General features: G+C 42.4%; 17 protein-coding genes. 6 read left to right on the plus strand and 11 right to left on the minus strand.

Going from position 1 to position 18,033, the window contains the following annotated elements:
• Positions 1-364 precede the first annotated feature (364 nt).
• Positions 365-2,086 (minus strand): CHAT domain-containing protein, encoded by a 1,722-nt coding sequence (locus AAFP11_RS00980; RefSeq protein WP_341735323.1) that lies wholly within the window; start codon positions 2,084-2,086, stop codon positions 365-367.
• A 183-nt stretch (positions 2,087-2,269) separates the two neighbouring features.
• On the opposite strand from AAFP11_RS00980, the gene AAFP11_RS00985 reads away from it, so the two are divergent.
• Positions 2,270-2,398 carry a hypothetical protein gene (locus tag AAFP11_RS00985; protein WP_341735324.1) on the plus strand — a complete coding sequence of 43 codons (129 nt, stop codon included), beginning with the start codon at positions 2,270-2,272 and terminating at the stop codon, positions 2,396-2,398.
• Positions 2,399-2,602: 204 nt separating this feature from the next.
• On the opposite strand, the gene AAFP11_RS00990 is transcribed toward AAFP11_RS00985, so the two are convergent.
• Entirely contained in the window at positions 2,603-4,492 is a 1,890-nt protein-coding gene (locus AAFP11_RS00990; protein WP_341735325.1) for a ThiF family adenylyltransferase, read from the minus strand.
• A 26-nt stretch (positions 4,493-4,518) separates the two neighbouring features.
• Here AAFP11_RS00990 and AAFP11_RS00995 point away from each other — a divergent pair, with 26 nt between their 5' ends.
• A complete protein-coding gene (locus AAFP11_RS00995) occupies positions 4,519-4,740 on the plus strand; it encodes a hypothetical protein (protein WP_341735326.1) in 222 nt (73 codons plus the stop codon).
• Here the strand turns inward: AAFP11_RS00995 and AAFP11_RS01000 are convergent.
• Entirely contained in the window at positions 4,711-5,253 is a 543-nt protein-coding gene (locus AAFP11_RS01000; protein ID WP_341735327.1) for a hypothetical protein, read from the minus strand. The two genes, AAFP11_RS00995 and AAFP11_RS01000, sit on opposite strands and share 30 nt — an antisense overlap.
• Between AAFP11_RS01000 and AAFP11_RS01005 the strand changes: the two genes are divergently transcribed.
• Positions 5,242-5,490: a hypothetical protein gene (locus tag AAFP11_RS01005; RefSeq protein WP_341735328.1), complete on the plus strand. Its 249-nt coding sequence runs from the start codon at positions 5,242-5,244 to the stop codon at positions 5,488-5,490. The genes AAFP11_RS01000 and AAFP11_RS01005 overlap by 12 nt on opposite strands.
• 37 nt (positions 5,491-5,527) lie before the next feature.
• Positions 5,528-5,899, plus strand: a complete 372-nt coding sequence (locus tag AAFP11_RS01010) for a XisH family protein (protein WP_341735329.1) — start codon at positions 5,528-5,530, stop codon at positions 5,897-5,899.
• On the opposite strand, the gene AAFP11_RS01015 is transcribed toward AAFP11_RS01010, so the two are convergent.
• From AAFP11_RS01015 to AAFP11_RS01025, 3 genes are read right to left on the minus strand one after another with little or no spacing between them, the layout of a single operon-like run.
• On the minus strand, positions 5,862-8,060 hold the full coding sequence (locus AAFP11_RS01015; RefSeq protein ID WP_341735330.1) for a COP23 domain-containing protein: 2,199 nt from the start codon (positions 8,058-8,060) through the stop codon (positions 5,862-5,864). The two genes, AAFP11_RS01010 and AAFP11_RS01015, sit on opposite strands and share 38 nt — an antisense overlap.
• Positions 8,061-8,078: 18 nt before the next feature.
• Positions 8,079-9,263, minus strand: coding sequence for a DUF1822 family protein (locus tag AAFP11_RS01020; protein ID WP_341735331.1), 1,185 nt, complete (start codon positions 9,261-9,263; stop codon positions 8,079-8,081).
• 5 nt (positions 9,264-9,268) lie between these two features.
• Positions 9,269-10,762 carry a hypothetical protein gene (locus tag AAFP11_RS01025; RefSeq protein WP_341735332.1) on the minus strand — a complete coding sequence of 498 codons (1,494 nt, stop codon included), beginning with the start codon at positions 10,760-10,762 and terminating at the stop codon, positions 9,269-9,271.
• A gap of 388 nt (positions 10,763-11,150) precedes the next feature.
• Between AAFP11_RS01025 and AAFP11_RS01030 the strand changes: the two genes are divergently transcribed.
• Positions 11,151-11,387 carry a DUF433 domain-containing protein gene (locus AAFP11_RS01030; protein ID WP_341735333.1) on the plus strand — a complete coding sequence of 79 codons (237 nt, stop codon included), beginning with the start codon at positions 11,151-11,153 and terminating at the stop codon, positions 11,385-11,387.
• Positions 11,384-11,737, plus strand: coding sequence for a DUF5615 family PIN-like protein (locus AAFP11_RS01035; protein WP_341735334.1), 354 nt, complete (start codon positions 11,384-11,386; stop codon positions 11,735-11,737). The genes AAFP11_RS01030 and AAFP11_RS01035 overlap by 4 nt, the downstream gene beginning before the upstream one ends.
• A 49-nt stretch (positions 11,738-11,786) precedes the next feature.
• Here the strand turns inward: AAFP11_RS01035 and AAFP11_RS01040 are convergent, their stop codons facing one another.
• The 5 genes from AAFP11_RS01040 to AAFP11_RS01060 form a co-directional block, all read right to left on the minus strand.
• On the minus strand, positions 11,787-14,609 hold the full coding sequence (locus tag AAFP11_RS01040; RefSeq protein WP_341735335.1) for a pentapeptide repeat-containing protein: 2,823 nt from the start codon (positions 14,607-14,609) through the stop codon (positions 11,787-11,789).
• Between the two features lie 45 nt (positions 14,610-14,654).
• A complete protein-coding gene (locus tag AAFP11_RS01045; protein ID WP_341735336.1) occupies positions 14,655-15,020 on the minus strand; it encodes a type II toxin-antitoxin system RelE/ParE family toxin in 366 nt (121 codons plus the stop codon).
• The gene (locus AAFP11_RS01050; protein WP_341735337.1) at positions 15,010-15,264 is read right to left on the minus strand and encodes a hypothetical protein; all 255 of its coding nucleotides are present in this window, start codon (positions 15,262-15,264) and stop codon (positions 15,010-15,012) included. Before AAFP11_RS01050 ends, AAFP11_RS01045 begins: the two co-directional genes overlap by 11 nt.
• Before the next feature lie 85 nt (positions 15,265-15,349).
• Positions 15,350-15,553: a DUF433 domain-containing protein gene (locus tag AAFP11_RS01055; protein ID WP_341735338.1), complete on the minus strand. Its 204-nt coding sequence runs from the start codon at positions 15,551-15,553 to the stop codon at positions 15,350-15,352.
• Complete coding sequence (locus AAFP11_RS01060; RefSeq protein ID WP_341735339.1) at positions 15,550-18,021, minus strand: protein kinase; 2,472 nt, start codon at positions 18,019-18,021, stop codon at positions 15,550-15,552. Before AAFP11_RS01060 ends, AAFP11_RS01055 begins: the two co-directional genes overlap by 4 nt.
• Positions 18,022-18,033: the final 12 nt, after the last annotated feature.

Here is an 18,033-nt window from a genome sequence, read left to right on the forward strand (position 1 = left end):
TTTGCATAATTATTGTAGGGGCTCTTGGCCCCGTGGTTGCCCGATAGATAGGGGTAGGCACGGGGGCACTACCCCTACAAATCCTCATGAATGATTTAGGATTGCTATATAATCAGGCGCCCATTCAGGAATATCTACCATTCTTGAGGCCAATTGTTTTTGGGGGTTTAGGTATGGTGGAGCGCATTAGTGTCAACTTAAGCCTGAAACCCTTGGTATCTCTTGCTTTTACCTAAGTCTAGATCCCCCTAAATCCCCCTTAAGAAGGGGGACTTTGAGAAGACTCTTGTCCCCCCCTTCTTAAGGGGGGCTAGGGGGGATCTAGATTTAATAGTCAAACAGCAGTCTCTGACTGGGTTTGACGTTAAGTTGACACCAATGGGTGGAGCGATCGCCATGTCGGGGGCACTTCAGCGGGGTTTTGACAGATAACGGGGAGCCACGAAGCACAAGGAAAATCATTTTCTAGACTTTGCAACCTCTCCCGCGCTTCTCTGACTGCTAGATAGAAAGATTTACCACTTGCAAAAGCGGTGAGGAAGTGTTTTAAAAATTCCTGTGCGACGCGATCGGGTACTGGTTCCCGCATAACAATAATTTGGGGAATGTGTAAAGATGCGAGTTGATTGGCTAATCCTAAACCATCGCAAGAATTGAAAATCGCTATCTGCAAACCCCGTTCAATGGCTGTGCTGAGAGCATTTTTTAAGTCAGGAATGGTTAGTTTATCGGTATCATTGATATAAATCCAACCGTTGCTACCATCCATTTCGCTAGAACTGTGACCGGAAAAACAGAGAATATCCCAGCCTTGTTCTGACCACAATTGTTCATTTAATTCTTGGCGGTTAGGCTTGACAAGAAAGGCGGTTTCTGCATCAATTTTGGCGAGTAACTGTCTGTCTTTGTCGATATCAATTCCTTGATCATCGCCCAAAATTGATAAAATTCTGATTCTGTTTCTAGTGACAGCAGTTTTTAAAGTTCGGTCATAAAAAGGTGAACTTAAAGCAATTTCAGCTTTGCGGTAAGGCTTGAGAAAATCCCACAGATGCCAAGGAAGTCGGCGCACGTATGGATTTTGAGATTGAATGATGACTCGCACTTCATCATAAGAGCTAAATTTCTCGCGCAAGATGTAAGCAATAGAAATGAATTGCTCTGTACTAAGCCATTGATTCAAATGTTCTTCTAACTTTTTAGTTAAATTGTCAAAGTCTTGGCGAGAAAAATTTTTCACCAGTGCTGGTTTTTCCTCTAGTTTTCTCTTTATTCCCAGGCTGGCTTCGTACATTGATTTCCAATCACTATACAAGGCTAACAACTTTGATGAGGGAGGGAGTTGACCAAAACATTGGGCTGATATTTGCCCGCTTTCCGTGATGATTTGAGCAATAATTGAAGGGAAACCATCGTTCAAGTTTCCTTCACCAAGAATTAGCATCGCTTTGTTATTGATACTAAAAACTCCTACATCTAAAAAATTTTTAACTTTCTTTGCTTCTTCCAAAGATTTTAAACTATACTCCCATACATCTCTTATCCCATAATGAGTAGTCAACGGATCTTGATACTCAGCCTGTTCAAATAATAATTTGTCCTTTTGTCCAAATCGACAGAGTAAATCAAAATTAAATGAACCCAAACGTGAACTACATTTTAAGTAAATAACAAAACATTTCTTTTGATCATCTCGGATAACTTCTTTTTGATATTCACGCTCTTGTCGCATCGGGTCTGTAATGCGAATTTCCTCTGGAACTGCATATTCTGGCAAGGAGAGTGCATAGTAAGAAAGCTCATTCATTTTTGTAGTAATTCCCTCCCACGATGTTCTAAATTCGTAGCAATCATCTAAACGGCGAAAGCGGCTCTTTCCAACTCGCCGCGCCCGACATTCTCCAAATTCTCTTGAAAATCTTTCAGCATACCGCCTATCCAGAAAGTGAAAAGGCCCCTCTCTTGGGTCGTCATACTCATCTGCTAATGCAATCCAGAGAGTATAATTTCTATCAGCTTCCATCGTAAATGTTTTTACTGTACCATCGATATCTAATTTTTCAACAATTACGGTATTTACCTGCATAACTTACCTCCCAATATTATTTATGCTCAAAATTAGCTATATTCATCCAATGGTAACAACGGCAACCTTACCGAAACAGAATCACGCTTCACCCCAGATAGGAAGCACAAATTAATCCTCCTATCGCCCAACAATTGCCGCATCATAACCTCATTTTAGCAGACTCCGGCGGGTGCTGAATTGATGTCAAAATTTCCCTCTCCACACCGCCTAAAAATTAATGTGAACTTCCCCTTATTGGCGATCGCGATCCGCCGTCAGCACCGCCGCAGTGGGGCGACTGGCAATCATTCATCGCGATCGGCTGCATGAGGCATATTTTATCGATGAGAATCAAAGAGATTATTATACAGGAGAAACCGGGTTTCTGGCAAAAGGTTTGATTTCAATCGAGAGATAACATGAGAAACCCGGTTTCTGGGCACCTGTGTGATCCAAAAGAAACCGGGTTTATTAACAAACTTTTGATTTGAACCGAGAGATCACATGAGAAACCCGGTTTCTGGGCTGCTATTCTTAAGAACGAGAACGACTTAAAGCAGCGCGAATATCACCCGCTTGCAACTCCTGTAATGGTACTTGGCGCGGATCAACTCGATGGTGAACGCTACCACAGACGGGACATTCTTCCCGCCGTTGCGCGGTCAACCAAACACTCTGATAAGCGTACTGTCCGGGGGTATCTCCAAACACATTTGGATAAAACCAATAATTAGGAACCATCGACAGCGTGAGATAATTTAATCCCCCATCGATCGCCGGATTCAAGAAACCTTTAAGCTTCGCCTCAGCATCCTCCGGCAACAGCAGCGACAGCGCCATTTTTACCGCCACACTGGTAACGTGTTGAATATCCGCCCCGATCGCCACTTCACCCATCACCCGACCATTGTTCCCATAATCCCCATCCGCACTCACCCGTCCCAAATTCGCTTCCGCTTGATGACGATTAGCCGTCGCACAAAGATAACAAGGAGTGAGATCGCGAAGACTCACAATCACCTCACCTCCTTCCGCACCTTTGTATAATCCGACAAACAAAGCAGGTTTGCCGTGAAAATAAGCAAAACGGTTGAGAATGCGCTGGGCGGCGGGGTCATCGGTAGTCGCAATAATCAAGTCCGCTGCTTGTACCAAAGCATCGAAAGCCGTAACCTCATAGTCAGACAAGCTTTTAGGCTGTACCGTCAATTCCAACAACGGGTTAATATGCAGCAGTCGCCGCGCCAAGGCTTCCACCTTCAGACGACCCAAATCCGTAAAATCGTAAGTAGTGCGGCACAAATTCGCCACTTCAACCGTTTCAGGATCGATGAGAGTGAGAGCACCAACACCGCTGCGAACCAATTGTTCCGCAAAGTAGGAACCGACAGAACCCGTCCCCGCAATCAACACCCGTTTGCTGCTGAGATGCTGGCTGAGAATCCCTTGACTGCGCGCAAACAATCCTTGCTGGATTTCGGCTGCGGCAATTTTGGGGTCAACGCCCGAATAGCAACCACTCCAACCAGCCAAACGTGCGCGATCGCCGTCGGCTGCGATCGGGGACTTTCCCAAAGGGCCATACACCTTCTGGTAGGGGCCAGAACCCGTAATCATACCCTGAACAGCGGTTAACAAACGCTCTGCTGGTGGCGTTTCCAGCGACCAATCTAACTTGACTTCCTCCGTATCTCCCCCAAATGGTGTTAGCATCAGCAGAGGCGGCGTAACGGGATAAGATTCGCTGAACAGAAACAGCAATTCCAAACCACCGTTGAGAATAACGCGACCGGCCGGTATCGCCTGTCCTTCAATCTCAGCCACAAAGATTTCTGGCGGTTGAGTGCTGCCAAAAGTCCGGCAAAGTCGCTGTAAGTCAGGTTGTAGCGGTATGCGTTTGGGTGTAGCCGTCGGTGAAAGTGTTTGCAGCATCCGGGGTAAATCGCGATCGCGCACTGACCTAACTGATAGCGTTTCCACTCGCAGATAATTGCGATCGCGAGAAGCAACATAACAGGAAATTTTACCTTGTGCGATCGGCAATTCGTGTTCGCGCAACTGCCCCCCGTAACGCTGTAAAGTCACAATTGGAGCGACAAAGTAGGGAATGTGAGGATTAAGATTCAACCCTTCTAACATCGCAGTTTCATCGGGGCCAGAAGGACGGTCTAAGCCGCCGGGGTGGGAGTGGATAACGCCTTTAAACTCGACTTTTTCCATGAGTTCTAACTGCTGTACCCGCTGAGTTAATTGGGGTGATGGGAGATAGCTGGCCCCACTGGTGCGGGCTTGTTCGTCTAGGAGAAAGTGAGTGATGATTGGCTGACCCACAGGCCCTAGAATCGCCCCGCCGCGTTCGGGAGGATGGTTGGCGATATCCCGTTCGATTTGGCGCAAAACTTCCTCGGAGATGTATAGCATCATGGTTTTCAGTTGATAGTAGGTAAAGTTTGGAAACCCAGAAACCGGGTTTTTTGCGAAATATTCGATCGCAGCCCGCAGATTTGGTCAAAAACCCGGTTTCTTTGGTCTGGATGGGGGGGCGAGAAACCGGGTTTTTTGCGAAATATTCGATCGCAGCCCGCAGATTTGGTCAAAAACCCGGTTTCTTTGGTCGGAGTGGGTCGGTTGCGATCGCCCTTTTAGACGTTGTTGATAGAAAAGGGGAATAGCCCTGTACGGAGGTAACTGCTGAAACCTGTTGCCCAGAGAACAGATTTGGCATAAGCTTGCTCTAAAGTGGGCAAACCTCCCTCATCGCCGAAGCATACCCGACCGTCTTGGAATAGGTGGGAATCGTGTTGGTTAAATTTACCGGCAACTTCTGGGAACAACACCATCACTTGATATAAACTGCCGTCGCTGTAAGCGAACATTGTATATTGGTCGCCCAGTTCGCTGATAATGCCGTAAACCCAGCCAGTAACGCCACTGATGAACATTTCCTGAGTGTTATTGGGGAGTTTTTGAGCTACAATCTGGCGATCGGCTGTGAGATTGGCTGCAAAGGTTTTCTGGGGAACGCGGGAGAGTTGGCGTTCAGTACCGGGTTGGGGCCGGAGGATGATGTTACCTTCGGAGTCTACAAAGACACTGCGATCGGTTGAGTTGGGTAAGTCTGTGCCGCTTTGCTGGTTGCTGAGTACGCGGTTTCTGACTTCGTTGAGATCGACTTGGTTCGTCATAAGTACCTCTGGGTGGGTTGCTATTGTTTAGTCGTGCAGGGTTTTGAGTTTTATGCAGCGATCGCCTGGAATTTTTGCAGGTGGTTTTGTGGCTATTTGCTGTTTGTCCCTGTTGTTGCTTTATCGGTGGGGAGGGAGAGGTTTATGCGGATGGGGGGAATTTTTTGGGGAGTGCGATCGGCGCAGCCAGCCGCAGGCATCGCTACTCGCTTTGATGATATGATCGCGGAATGGTAATCAACACTGCCTGGTTAAGCAATTTTGTGGCTATGATATGTCAGCTAAAGATATCTTTCATAATGCTGTTCGTTCAGCTTTAGAAAAAGAAGGATGGATAATTACTCACGACCCTCTATTTATCAAAGTAGAGGAACTTGATTTTTTTATCGACTTAGCAGGGGAGAAAATTCTAGCGGCAGAGAAAGATGGCTTTAAAATCGCTGTAGAGATTAAGTCTTTTATCGGTGCATCAGATTTAGCCAGCTTTTATATAGCTTTGGGTCAATTTCTCAGCTATCGTTCTGCCCTGAGAAAAAAGCAACCAAATAGAATTTTGTATTTAGCAATAAACCAAGATGTGTATAATGATTTTTTCAGCAATCGTTTTATTAAAGAATTATGGGTTTCTCCGAGTCTCCTTTATTAAACTCGACCAACTTTCTAAGAACATCAATAGCATCAGTTCCAGGTGATAAAGTAATTAACACATTACTCAAAGAACAAGGACTATTTACCATAGAAACAACGCACAAAACAGGTCGCTCCCCAACGCTCCCAGTGGTAATATATTTGAGAACACCATTTTGACTAAAATTCTCCAATCTAGTAGATACTTCTTCACAGCGTTTCTCAAGAGACCAGCCAGAAGTTAACTCCGGGTTTTTCCAGATAATTAAGGGTTTAAATCCTTTTGAAATGCGAACGAATGTTGCTGGTTGTCCCTCACTTAGACCACAATAGAATTTAGTCTGTATGTTAGTCGGTGAAAGCTGAGTAGCTAGAGGAGCAAGTGATACTAGCATATTTCTAAAAGTATTACTGGTAATACCTGCAATTAAATCTGTCCTCCCGGTTCTTGCATCTGGTTTGGCTAATCCATTAATTGCAATTAATTGTCCCTGCTCGTCTAGCACTGGACCACCACTCATACCAGGTTTAATAATATTGAGATTATAAACTAAATCATAACCATCTGTAGAAGCTCGTACATGATCTAAAATTATTCCATCAGCAGTGATAAAAAGTTGCTCGGTAAGAACCAATCCTGTATCATAACCCACTACATAAATTTTCTGCCTTTGAGATACTTTATCGGAATTTCCTAGATTGGCAATTCTGTATTTTTGATTGCTATTAAATTGCAATACTGCTAAGTCTAGTCCTGGTAGTTTTTGGATTTGGCTATAGTTAACTCCATACCGAGTACCGTCAACAGTTTGTACTTGATAGTTACCATTTTTTTGGACAATCTGCTTATTGGTAAGGACGTAGTAAATATTTCCATTACGACGAACGATTACGCCAGAACCATTACTTTTTTTGTCATCCCCAGACCAGTTAATCCTTACTGTAATCTGTTTGGCTTGAATAATCGTGTCTTTAGGATCGGATTGTTGGGATTGGGTTGGTAATGATTTTGATGCTGTTTTTTGTACTTGATATTCCCAAATCGGATAAATAGCAATAGAGATACTGAATATACAGAATCCTACAGCAATCCACTGTTGAGTTTTTAAAGCTTTAAATCTAGCAATTTTTAATTGTAACCGATGACTCTGGCAAATAATAGGCAACCAACTAGCACAAGGAAATTGACCTTCCCAACCTTGCAATCTTTCCCGCGCCTCCCTTACAGCTAAATAAAAAGACTGACCCTCAGAAAAAGAACCCAGAAAATATTTCAAAAATTCCTGTGCCACTTTGTCCTGAACAGGTTCTCGCATGATAATCATTTGAGGGAGATTCAAATCAGCTAAATCCTGAGCCAACCCCAAACCATCACAGGAGTTAAAAATAGCCAGTTGTAAACCTTTTTTGATCGCTTTTTTTAACGCATACCTTAAGTCAGGAATAGTTAAACTCTCAGTCTTATTAATATATATGATTCCTGTCTCTCCTTCCGTGCGGCTATGTCCCGCAAAAAATAGAATATCCCAAGACTGTTCCCATAGTTGATCGTTGAGTGCTTGTCGGTTTGGTTTAACTAAAAACTCAACTTTAGCCCCCGGAATAGAATTTAAGATTTTTCGATCTTCTTCAACATTAATCCCCTCATCATCGCCCAAAATTGCCAAAATATTAACTTGATTATTAGCAACTTTGGCTGATGTTACTTGTCTAAAAATGGGCGCACTGACACTAATTTCAGCTTTAGGGTAACGTTTCAATATATCCCAAAGATGCCAGGGAAGTTTCCGTAGCTGTATATTTGAAGTTTGGATAATCAACCGCACTTCATCATTTTCTGTTAAATGGGCAACTAATTCTTCCCTAACATGACTAAATTGCTGCGATTTGAGCCATTGATTAAATTTTTGGCTCAAATTCTCAGCTTTTGTATTAACATCTCGAATTGAGAAGTTAGTTTTTTGTGCTGCTGGTGGTTCTAATCTAACCTTTACCCCAATAAAGCCATAATAAGTTACCTTCCAACTGGTGTAAGACTCAACCAGTTCTGGGTTTGGCGGTAAAGATCCAATTTCCTGATTAGTCGCAGGTTTCCCCTCGTCCCCTAGTTGTAACGTTACCGGAAAACCTGCTTTGTCTAAGTCTCCCTCTGCAAAAGTCAGCACCACTAACTTTCCCACCGCTTTCTCCTGGTTAGATTAGATCACAAAACCTTCCACAATACTAGCATCCCCTAAAGCCACTTTAACACTAAACCGCTCCCCAGGCTCCCCCCGAAACTCTAATTGAATCCAATTATCAGCACTGCGCGATCGCGCTTCCAAAAACACATCACCCGCATCATCCAACACAATCAATTCCACATCTGGCGGTAAATAAGTTTTACCCCCACCCGGATGCACCTGTAACAAAATGTTACGTTTATTCTCTGATTCCTGAGTGAAATGCACAATTAGCGCCACAGAATTACCCGCCAATTGGATACCCAAGTCAATCACTCGTCCCCGACTAATTCCCGGAGTACGATCTTCATTATCTCGCGATCGCGCTCCACTTCTAACAAGGGAAAGATTGACGTTACACGCTTGCACTAACTCATCAAACATTAGCCACCCATCAGGAAAAATATTTTTACCCAATTTCACAATATTTTGTAGAAAAGGCACTTTTCCCAACCGTCGCTGATACAATTCTTGCCTTGAATTATCAGCAGCTAATAGTGCCCCCCACTGTGCAAAAGGTATTTTCAAACGTGGGGAATAAAGAGAAGGTTTACCTAATTCTGCCAATAGCCTTTCTATTTGGTTAGAAGATAAGGCGGGTAAAGATTCAATAAACGCTTTTTCTCCTTGACAAAGCTTCAAAGAAACCCACAAAGTATTGAGACGATCGAACACATCCTCTACATCGAGGGAATAAGTGCGATCGCCCGCATCATACCTTCCTTCAGTTTTCAGTTTGCGATGGGTGCTGAAACCCCACACCCGCAACCATCCATCCTCCAAATTTACCTGCACAGCCAGATAATAATCAGCCGCTAATTCAGGGATATCCACCCATTCTTGAGGCACGGATAATTCATCAGTATCGATGGTTTCACTGGGAATAATTACTAGGCGACTTTTGCCCAAATTCAAGGCAAAACCAGTCACAAATTCCCACAGGTTTTCTGAGGATGCAAGTTGGACAGAGGTTTCGGATGCGGCTGAAAATTCAGGTAACAAAACTGCCAGGGTTAGCCGATTTAAGAAAGCCCGATGATGTGCTGCTTCATAGGAGTAATCTTGGGTTACAGGCAAAGCTATTTCCTGTGCGCTTTCGGAAAACTCTAGCCAGAGTTGATCGGGACAGGCGAGGCTTAATTGTGCTAAGGTTAATGTCATTGTAATTATCTCCGTTCTAGTGTTAACAGGGCGTAGGGCGCGTTGGCTAAAAATTGTTCTACTAACAACGATGAGGAATTATTAATCGCGCTGAGAGAACAGGGTTTGAGTGCAAGATTTTGATGCAACCAATTGTGTAATTCCGTTTGCAAAGTTGTTTTAACTTGCACTAATTTTCCTTGCAATTCAGTTGGTGTTATGTTAAGATTGTGGGCGATCGCTCTTTCGTCTACTTTCTCACATCCATAGTAGCGGCACAACAGGGTAATTTCCAACTTCAGAGCTGGATGCAGCTTTAAAGTGGTTTGCAAGAACTTGTACAGAATTGCATTTTGGCAATACCAAGTCAGCCATTCATCAAGCAGAATTGATAGGCGATCGACAGTTTCTACACTCAAGGTAACATTTGCTTGGGTTTGACTCCACTTCACCAAACTTGTTAACAGATATTTTTTGTAGCTAGTTAACTGTCGCGAAATTTTATATTGCTTGATGCCAAATTCTTTACCGATGTAACTTTGGTTAAATCCAGTAAAGCCATGTTCCAAGATTAACATTTTTCTGGCATTAGGAAAGTCACGAGAGAGGGAGACGATCGCACTTGCTAATTCAGTTGTCATCTGTTGCAGGCGATCGCATTGCTCCATGTCTTGCTGTCTGTTCGATGCTTGCTGCTCGGATTGCTCAGCGGTTTCTAATTCTAACTCCGGGTTTTCTGCATTCAGGGAATCAAATTGAATGTGAGTAGATGCTCGCAGCGCGTTAACACAAGTTTGCAAGAATGCTTTGATTTCCGGCACTGTGAATGGTTGAATGGAGTGGGGGAATCGTTGTTCGGTGCAAAAAAGGGCGATCGCCTCCCATTGTTCCGCCGTTGGCTTCGGTAATCGCTGATTTGTGCCTGCTTTAACTGGGGCATAAACTTCTAAAAAAGCTTGCCAAGTTAGGAAGCAACAGGATAATTGAGGATCTCGAATTGCGAAGTTCTGTAAAGCAGTTTTCAGACCTTTTTTCGAGGTGCTCCGTAGCAGTCCCCAGTCACTTTGCCTTTGTGTTGGTTCATTTTTACGCACTTCGCTCATAATAGCGTCGCGCAGAGGACGACTGAGATAGGTTTCGATTTTGCTTTGGGTGCGATCGAACTTAGTGCACAATTCTACCACTCTGTCAACCATATAAAGTTTGGCAATTTGCAAATAATCTGCAAAAGTCAGATCCGGTGTTTGGAAGGCTTCGTAAGTGGATTTCGCCGCCGAATAGCAAGCAACATCCACATAAGCAAGTAGATGGCTGAGTGCTAAGGAATCTGAGTTATTCTTAGCAGCTTGGTTGCAGAAATATTTCAGCAAAACTGTTTCATTATTTAGCTTTGGATCGGCATCGAGCAAGTCTTTTACATTTTGTCTTAGCCGAGGATACTGCACTTTACGAGGGTAGGGATTGACTTCATAAGAAGTCGAAAATCGAGCAATAATTATCTCTGTCATTCTATCTGTCATTCTAGTGACTACTCCCAGATCATTTTTGAGTGGCTGAAGTTATATCGATCGCGATCGGGCAAATTATGCGATGAGGAATTAGCCGAGGTTTTTGGCGGCGACTTCAGTTTGAGTAAGGATGGGGAGTTGGGGATTGGGAGGGGTATTTGGAGCAGGGGTTTTCCAGAAACCGGGCTATCTGGAGTAGGGTGGCGCATGAGTACCTCGTTGGGGGGCTGTATGGCTTGCTATATATGTATCGTGGGGATTTGGGAAATTTATGCAGTTTGGTTGGGAAGTTGTTTTTTGGGAGGTGTTAGGGATTTTGGGGGCTAGTACCAGCTTGGGACACCTCGGCAGGGTTTTGACAGATAGGTTGCTATAATTAATTCAGTTGATGAACGCTACCATGAATCACTCACTTTTGCAGCGAGTTACTATCGATCTAAATATCTGTCATGGCAAACCCTGCATTCGGGGATTGCGTTATCCTGTAGAGTTTATTTTAGAGTTACTGAGCTCTGGGATGAGTATGGAAGAGATTTTAGCAGACTATGATGATTTAGAACGGGATGATATTTTGGCGGCTTTACTATTTGCTACTCGGTTAACTCAGGTGAAAAGTATTTATAAAATTGCCCGATGAAGTTTATTGTAGATGCTCAATTACCACTGCGTTTAGCTCGTTTTTTACAAGGGGCTAGTTATGATACGATTCATACCAGGGATTTACCCTTAAAAAACGCAACATCTGATACAGAAATTAATACTATCTCTATTCAGGATTCAAGAGTCGTTATTACTAAAGATTCAGATTTTTTTGATACTTTTTTGATTCGCCAAGAACCTTATAAGTTACTGTTGGTGACTACTGGCAATATCACAAATGCAGAGCTTGAGGCACTGTTTCAAAGTAATTTGCCTCAGTTGGTTCAATTGTTTAGTCAGCACTCGCTGATTGAAATGAGCCGAGACGCGATTATTGTACATCAATAGTTTTACTTGGATCTGACATTATAAAAAGCTTTGTAAGCAACATCGAGCATTAAGATTTATGGCGTAAAGAGTGCCATGTTGGGGGCACTTCGGCGGGGTTTTGACAGATAACCGGCAGCCACGAAGCACAAGGAAAGTGATTTTCTAGACTTTGCAACCTCTCCCGCGCTTCTCTGACTGCTAGATAAAAAGATTTACCGCTGGCGAAGGCGGTGAGGAAGTTTTTCAAGAATTCCTGTGCAACTACATCCGGCACCGGTTCTCGGAAAACAATAATTTGCGGAATGTGCAATTGGGCCAGTTGATTCGCTAATCCTAAACCGTCGCAAGAGTTGAAAATGGCGATTTGCAAGCCCCTTTCAATGGCTGTGCTGAGAGCATTTTTTAGATCGGTAATGCTTAGCTTATCCGTATCGTTGATATCAATATAACCAGTGCTACCATCCATTTCGCTCGAACTGTGACCGGAAAAACAGAGAATATCCCAACCTTTTTCATCCCACAATTGTTCATCTAATTCTTGGCGGCTGGGCTTGACAATAAAAGATGTTTCTGCATCTAAGTGTGTTAGTAACTCTTGGTCTTTATTCAGATTAATTCCTTTATCGTCGCCCAAAATTGATAAGATTCTGATTCTGTCTCTGGTAACAGCAGTTTTTAAAGGTCGATCGTAAAAAGGTGAACTTAAAGCAATTTCAGCTTTGCGGTAAGGCTTGAGAAAATCCCACAAATGCCAGGGTAGTTTCCGCACTTCAGAGCTTTGAGATTGAATGATGATTCGCACTTCATCAGAACGGTTGAATTTTTCGCGCAAGATGCGATCGATGGGTATAAATTGCTCGGCATTGAGCCATTTATTTAGTTTTTCCTCTAACTCTTCAGCTAATTTATGAATTTCTACTTGAGAAAAATTGGTTAGATTACCTTGCTTTCTCTCCATACGACTCGATTGGAGAGGTTCTATAAAACGGTTATATTGTGAATGCCAAAGATGATAAAATTCTACTAGATCTGGTGCTGGTGGCAACTGACCGGAATGTTGAGTAGGCAATCTTTCACCCTCAGTCCAAATTTGAGCGATGACAAAGGGAAATCCTGTTTCAAAATCACCAGATACCAGTGTGAGAATAACTAAATTAACCGCTGTTGGGCCTTCGGCTATAGCTTGAACTTCAGACTCGTTAACGGGAACATTAAGGGCTGGTTTCGCCAGGATATCAATAATTTTTTCCATATTGGAACTTTGCTGAATCTCTCTCTGACGAGAGTCTTCTAGCTGCTGGCGATAAACCGTAATCTGCTCATCTTTACTTTCTAGTTTAGCCTGATATTTTTCCTCTATGGCTTTGAGTGCAACTTCGTAGTTTTGAGTAAATTCCCTATGAATCTTTTCTTTGTTAGTATCTGGGGGAACGCTGACTCTAACAACCACAACTCCATCACCTTTGTTTTCGATGCTTTGGATAGTGAGTTCGGTGTCTTCATTCTCAACTTGCACTTGTTGGAAGGCGGGGATAAAGGCTTTCCAGTCAACGCCGTTGCGGAAAATTAAATCAACAGTAGTTAGGACTTCTTGGAATAATTTGGTAAATTCTCCCGGTGCGAATTCGCCACTGCTGGGACGACGTTCGCGGTCATCTGTTCCAGCTTTGGGAGATTCTAAAAGATAAATATATCGACAATCGACATTATCCAAATTAGTATTACTTTCTATATTCCAGGCTTCAACGGAAGCACCTGTCATTTGAGCGCTGGTGAAGTCAGTGCTAATTGCTTCAGTGAGCGTTAAATTTGCCGCTTCTAAATTAGCGGCTTGGAAATTAGCCTCACTGATATTAGCTCCTTTTAGATTAGCGCTATTTAGGTGAGCGCCTATCAAATTTGCTCCTTTGAGATTAGCGCCAATATAAGATTTTCCAGCGCCATTGCCAGTGACCAGTAAGTCTCGAATCAATGGCTTGGCTAAAATAGTGTTATCTGCTTTAGCCCGATCTAATTTTTGTGCGTTATGAAACCAAGCGCGCGTCAAATTTGCGTTGCTAAAATCAGTATTATTGAGAATTGCTTGAGTAAAATTAGCATGAGTTAAATCGCTTCCTTGAAAGTGAGTACCTTTGATAGCTGCATATTCAACTGCTAGATTTTTTAGCCATAAAAATCTGATATCTTCAGCTTTAGCTCTCCAGCTAATATAAGTGGATATAAAAGTAACACTATAAGTACCAAATAGCATCCCAATTGCAGCCCCAGCCCTCACGTCTGCAAATTTGGGAGCAAAAGTTACAAGTAAAAGCCCGATCGCCGAGCCACACAAGGTCAAAGTCACAGCAAAAGTAAACTTTTCAGCTACAACTTCTGCAAAAGTTAAAGCTAATGCTAAAGCAAAGATAAAAGCCAAAATTAAAATTAAAACTAAAGCAAAACCTACAGGCCCAGCTACTTCTACGGACAAACCAAAACTAAATGTTAAAACCAAAACAAAGGTAAAAGCTATGCCCATAGATAAAGTAAAAACTGATTTAACCTCCTTAAAGACAAGAAGGCTGATAAAACCGATGCAGGCTATAAAATAAAATATGCCCGGATAGGTGAAAAACTTTTCATATTTAGTGGCTAGAAAAGAGCCGACAAAAGCGCCCCCAACGGCTGCGGCAAATCCTGCTAAAAATGCGACAACTAATGAAAATGCTAGTAGTAAAAATTTCCATTGGCTTGGTAATCCTGCTTTAGCATGGCTAAAATTCGCACCTATCAAGATAGAATCAGTAAAATTTGCTCCTCGGATATCTGCATAGGAGAAGTTTGCACCGGTAAAGTCTTGACTTTTGAAATTGCGTCCTCGGAGATTTTGACCAGAAAAGTCTTGAGTCATATTTAGTTACAAATAGGTAAAGAAAACAAGCAGTTATAGAAAACATTAAGTATCATCGCGATCGCACTCGGCTAAGATGCTAAAAACCTCATTAGGACTAATATCTTCTCGGTCTGATTTAGAGTAAATAGTTAGGAGAAGTATGCTCATTTGTGACTCAACTTGATAGATAAGTCGATAACCCGCACTTTTCCCTTTTTGGATGTCGCTATTTTTTACTCTCACCTTGAAGATGACATAATTTTCACCCATCCCAGAAAGGCGATCGCCTGTAAAGTTGCCACCTTGAAATTGTTCAATAATTGGCTGAGTATCTAACCGGATATTGCGATATTTTTTGGATAATTCCCGTAAATTCCGTTTATACTCAGGCGTTAAATCAATCTGGACAAAAGGCGTGTTATTCGACATCTATTCCCTCCCACATTTCAGAAAGGGGGATGCGTTGTCCTGATTTAGCTTCCTTTAATGCTCGTCGGAGACTCGCTTTTACTTCTGCAATGGGAGTATCATCAGGATCGGTTTCAACTTCCTCAGTTACTTCGGGAAAAAGTACGATCACTCGCACTCGACTAGGAGAGAAATTTTCAATGGGGTAGTCAAGGGATAAATGGCCTTTTTCATCCAGGGTTCCTGTGACTTCAACGGCTTTCATTTGGTTGTCCTCAATTTTGGATCTATTCTATCACATCAAGTCAGGAAAAATATCTGCAAGCTGGTTAACCAATCGAGGAGATAGATTATAATAGAACAGTAGTTTCATAGCTCAAAAAAGCTAAAATATCCTCTTGAGTCAGATAAGGAAAATCATCAAGAATCTCTTGGTAAGTCATTCCTGATGTTAGATAAGACAACACATCGTAAACTGTAATCCGCATTCCACGAATGCAAGGTTTACCACTTCGCTTACCTGGTTCGATTGTAATCCGTTCGTGATAGTTCATGGTAAATCTTCCGTTGGTGGTGGCGAAGGGCGATCGGGATTAAGTGATTTTGGAGCAAAAGTTAATAACGCAATCCCAGCCAAGAACGAAAGTACAAACAATGCTACCATTAAGTAAATTCTGATAGAAATATTTGTCCAAACACTTCGATTATAAGTCTTTTTGGTTGAAGGTGTCTGTGTAGGCACAGGAGAAGCTAATACCGTTCCACGCAAGCTCGTCAAATCCTGTAGCACTTCTGTCGCTGACTGATATCTTTCCCTGAAGTTGGAACGCACCATTTTATCTAAAATTCTCGCTAGTTTAGGGCTAACTTGTGTTTGGGTACGCCAATTAATTTCACCTGTAGCAGCGTCTTCTGGTAGGTTATAAGGGTAAAATCCTGTGAGTGCTTGGATACCAATCATTCCTAATCCATAGATATCGCTATTCATTCTTGGTTGACCTCTCATCTGCTCAGGTGCGTAGTAACCTTGTGTGCCAATTGCTACAGTCATCGGCTGATTTTCTGTATTAGCAGCTAGATTTGTAATTTCTTTTGCCGCGCCAAAGTCAATTAGAACTAACTTGCCATCTGGCTTACGTCTAATTAAATTTGATGGCTTAATATCGCGGTGAATTACATTATGCTGATGTACAAATTCTAGTAGATTTAATACATCTCGCAAAAGCTCAATAACGTAGCTTTCAATCATTAGTTTTCCTGGTATAATTTCTTGGCTCAAATCCTCACCATCAATAAATTCCTGAACTAGATAAAATTCTTGATTTTCCTCAAAGTGAGCAAAGAGTCTAGGTATCTGATCGTGTTCTCCTAATTGATGTAAAATTTTTGCTTCAGTATTAAATAGTCGTCTGGCTGTCTGCAAATGCTCTGGATTTTCATAGGGAAGTTTAAGTTTCTTAATAACACAATTGGGATGACCTGGTAGATGTAAATCCTGAGCTAAATAAGTTTCACTAAACCCTCCTTGTCCTAATATCTTTATGATCTGATAACGTCCTTGTAACGTGCCTCCAATACCTATGCTTCCAAAATTTCTGGGAGCAATAATCTTATTACATTGCATATTGGCACTCCATACAGGAGGTGGTTCTACAGGTAGGGATGAATTACCATTTCCTGTCTCTTGCTCTTTCAAAGTAATACCACAGTGAATGCAAAAACGGTTGCCAACAGGATTTTGATGACCGTGACTACAAGTAATCAAAAAACCAGAACCCTTATTCACAACAGTTGAGGGTGGCTGTTGACCTTGATAAGGATTACCAACATTAGTAGGCAACCACAATATCTGACTCTGATCTCCCACTTCTGGCACTTCATAGATTGGATTTGCCTGATTGGAATTTACTCCTGTTGCAATCCGACGAAAATCTTGCCCAGTTAACGGTAATTCTGCGGGATTCTGGAAAACTATTGGCAACCAAGTAACCCCTGGAAATTTTGGCTCCAAAGAATGTATCTTTTCTCTGGCTCGTCGCACAGCAAGACAGACCGATCTTTCCCCAACAAATGCCTCCAGAAAACGCTGCAAAAACTTCTGGGCAACTACATCTGGTATAGGTTCGCGCATCACAATAATTTGCGGAATGTGCAAGTCAGCTAATTCCCGCGCTATGCCCAAACCATCACAAGAATTGAAAATTGCTAACTGTAAACCGCCCTCCACAGCTTGTCTCAAAGCAGGTTTTAAATCATCAATTGTAATGGCCTCATCTTGATTCAGTTCGATTAGCCCTCTTGTCGAATTATCCTCACTTGAACTATGACCGGCAAAGAAAAATAAATCAGGGCTTTTTTCTTCAAGCTGCTCATATAACTCCTCTAATGGAGGCTCGACCATACGAATAAGTTCGGCATCCGATAAATGCTGTTTGAGCAATTCCCAGTCTTTCTCAGTATTAATTTTAGTAGTATTTCCAAAAGCTTCTGTTTTTCCAAAGACTGCTAATATTCGTGTTTTCTCTCTAGTATTTACTCTTTGCTTTTTTTGCACTGGGAGACTCAAAGCTACTTCAGCGCGACGGTAATGCTGAAAAAAATCATTCCAGAGATGCCAAGGTAATCTCTGTAACTCTGGAATTTTAGTTTTAATAATGACTCTAATTTCCTCCGAATCATCCTTCAGATTTCGCGATATACTTTTTGAAATCGAGTGCATTTCTGGAGATTCCAGCCAGTTATTTAGGCTTGATTTCAGTTTTTGGCTCGCAGTTTTAGCTTCTGATATCCTTGAAGAAGGCGTATAACCTGTACCACTAATTCGAGAAGACCTCAAGCTCGATACTATACTGCTATAAGGTTTTTGCCAATCTTCATAGTGTTTGAGCAACTGGGGGGCTGAGGGAAGTTTGCCATCTGCTTCTGCGAAGCGGTAATCGCCGTCATTGGCAATTTCCAGAAATACCGGAAAACCATTCTCAAAATCACCATCTACTATATTGAGAACAACCAATTTGCCCATTGCAACCCCCTT

Origin of the sequence: Microcoleus sp. CAWBG640, assembly GCF_020883015.1 — a bacterium.
GTDB classification, from domain to species: domain Bacteria; phylum Cyanobacteriota; class Cyanobacteriia; order Cyanobacteriales; family Microcoleaceae; genus Microcoleus; species Microcoleus anatoxicus.

Excerpts from the sequence above, each read along its gene's own strand:
- AAFP11_RS01045 (WP_341735336.1), bottom strand. The coding sequence starts at position 15,020 with ATGTCGAATAACACGCCTTTTGTCCAGATTGATTTAACGCCTGAGTAT.
- AAFP11_RS01050 (WP_341735337.1), bottom strand. The coding sequence starts at position 15,264 with ATGAAAGCCGTTGAAGTCACAGGAACCCTGGATGAAAAAGGCCATTTA.
- AAFP11_RS01010 (WP_341735329.1), top strand. The coding sequence starts at position 5,528 with ATGTCAGCTAAAGATATCTTTCATAATGCTGTTCGTTCAGCTTTAGAA.
- AAFP11_RS01000 (WP_341735327.1), bottom strand. The coding sequence starts at position 5,253 with ATGACGAACCAAGTCGATCTCAACGAAGTCAGAAACCGCGTACTCAGC.
- AAFP11_RS01030 (WP_341735333.1), top strand. The coding sequence starts at position 11,151 with ATGAATCACTCACTTTTGCAGCGAGTTACTATCGATCTAAATATCTGT.
- AAFP11_RS01055 (WP_341735338.1), bottom strand. The coding sequence starts at position 15,553 with ATGAACTATCACGAACGGATTACAATCGAACCAGGTAAGCGAAGTGGT.
- AAFP11_RS01060 (WP_341735339.1), bottom strand. The coding sequence starts at position 18,021 with ATGGGCAAATTGGTTGTTCTCAATATAGTAGATGGTGATTTTGAGAAT.
- AAFP11_RS01035 (WP_341735334.1), top strand. The coding sequence starts at position 11,384 with ATGAAGTTTATTGTAGATGCTCAATTACCACTGCGTTTAGCTCGTTTT.
- AAFP11_RS01040 (WP_341735335.1), bottom strand. The coding sequence starts at position 14,609 with ATGACTCAAGACTTTTCTGGTCAAAATCTCCGAGGACGCAATTTCAAA.
- AAFP11_RS01020 (WP_341735331.1), bottom strand. The coding sequence starts at position 9,263 with ATGACATTAACCTTAGCACAATTAAGCCTCGCCTGTCCCGATCAACTC.
- AAFP11_RS00990 (WP_341735325.1), bottom strand. The coding sequence starts at position 4,492 with ATGATGCTATACATCTCCGAGGAAGTTTTGCGCCAAATCGAACGGGAT.
- AAFP11_RS00985 (WP_341735324.1), top strand. The coding sequence starts at position 2,270 with ATGTCAAAATTTCCCTCTCCACACCGCCTAAAAATTAATGTGAACTTC.
- AAFP11_RS01025 (WP_341735332.1), bottom strand. The coding sequence starts at position 10,762 with ATGACAGATAGAATGACAGAGATAATTATTGCTCGATTTTCGACTTCT.
- AAFP11_RS00980 (WP_341735323.1), bottom strand. The coding sequence starts at position 2,086 with ATGCAGGTAAATACCGTAATTGTTGAAAAATTAGATATCGATGGTACA.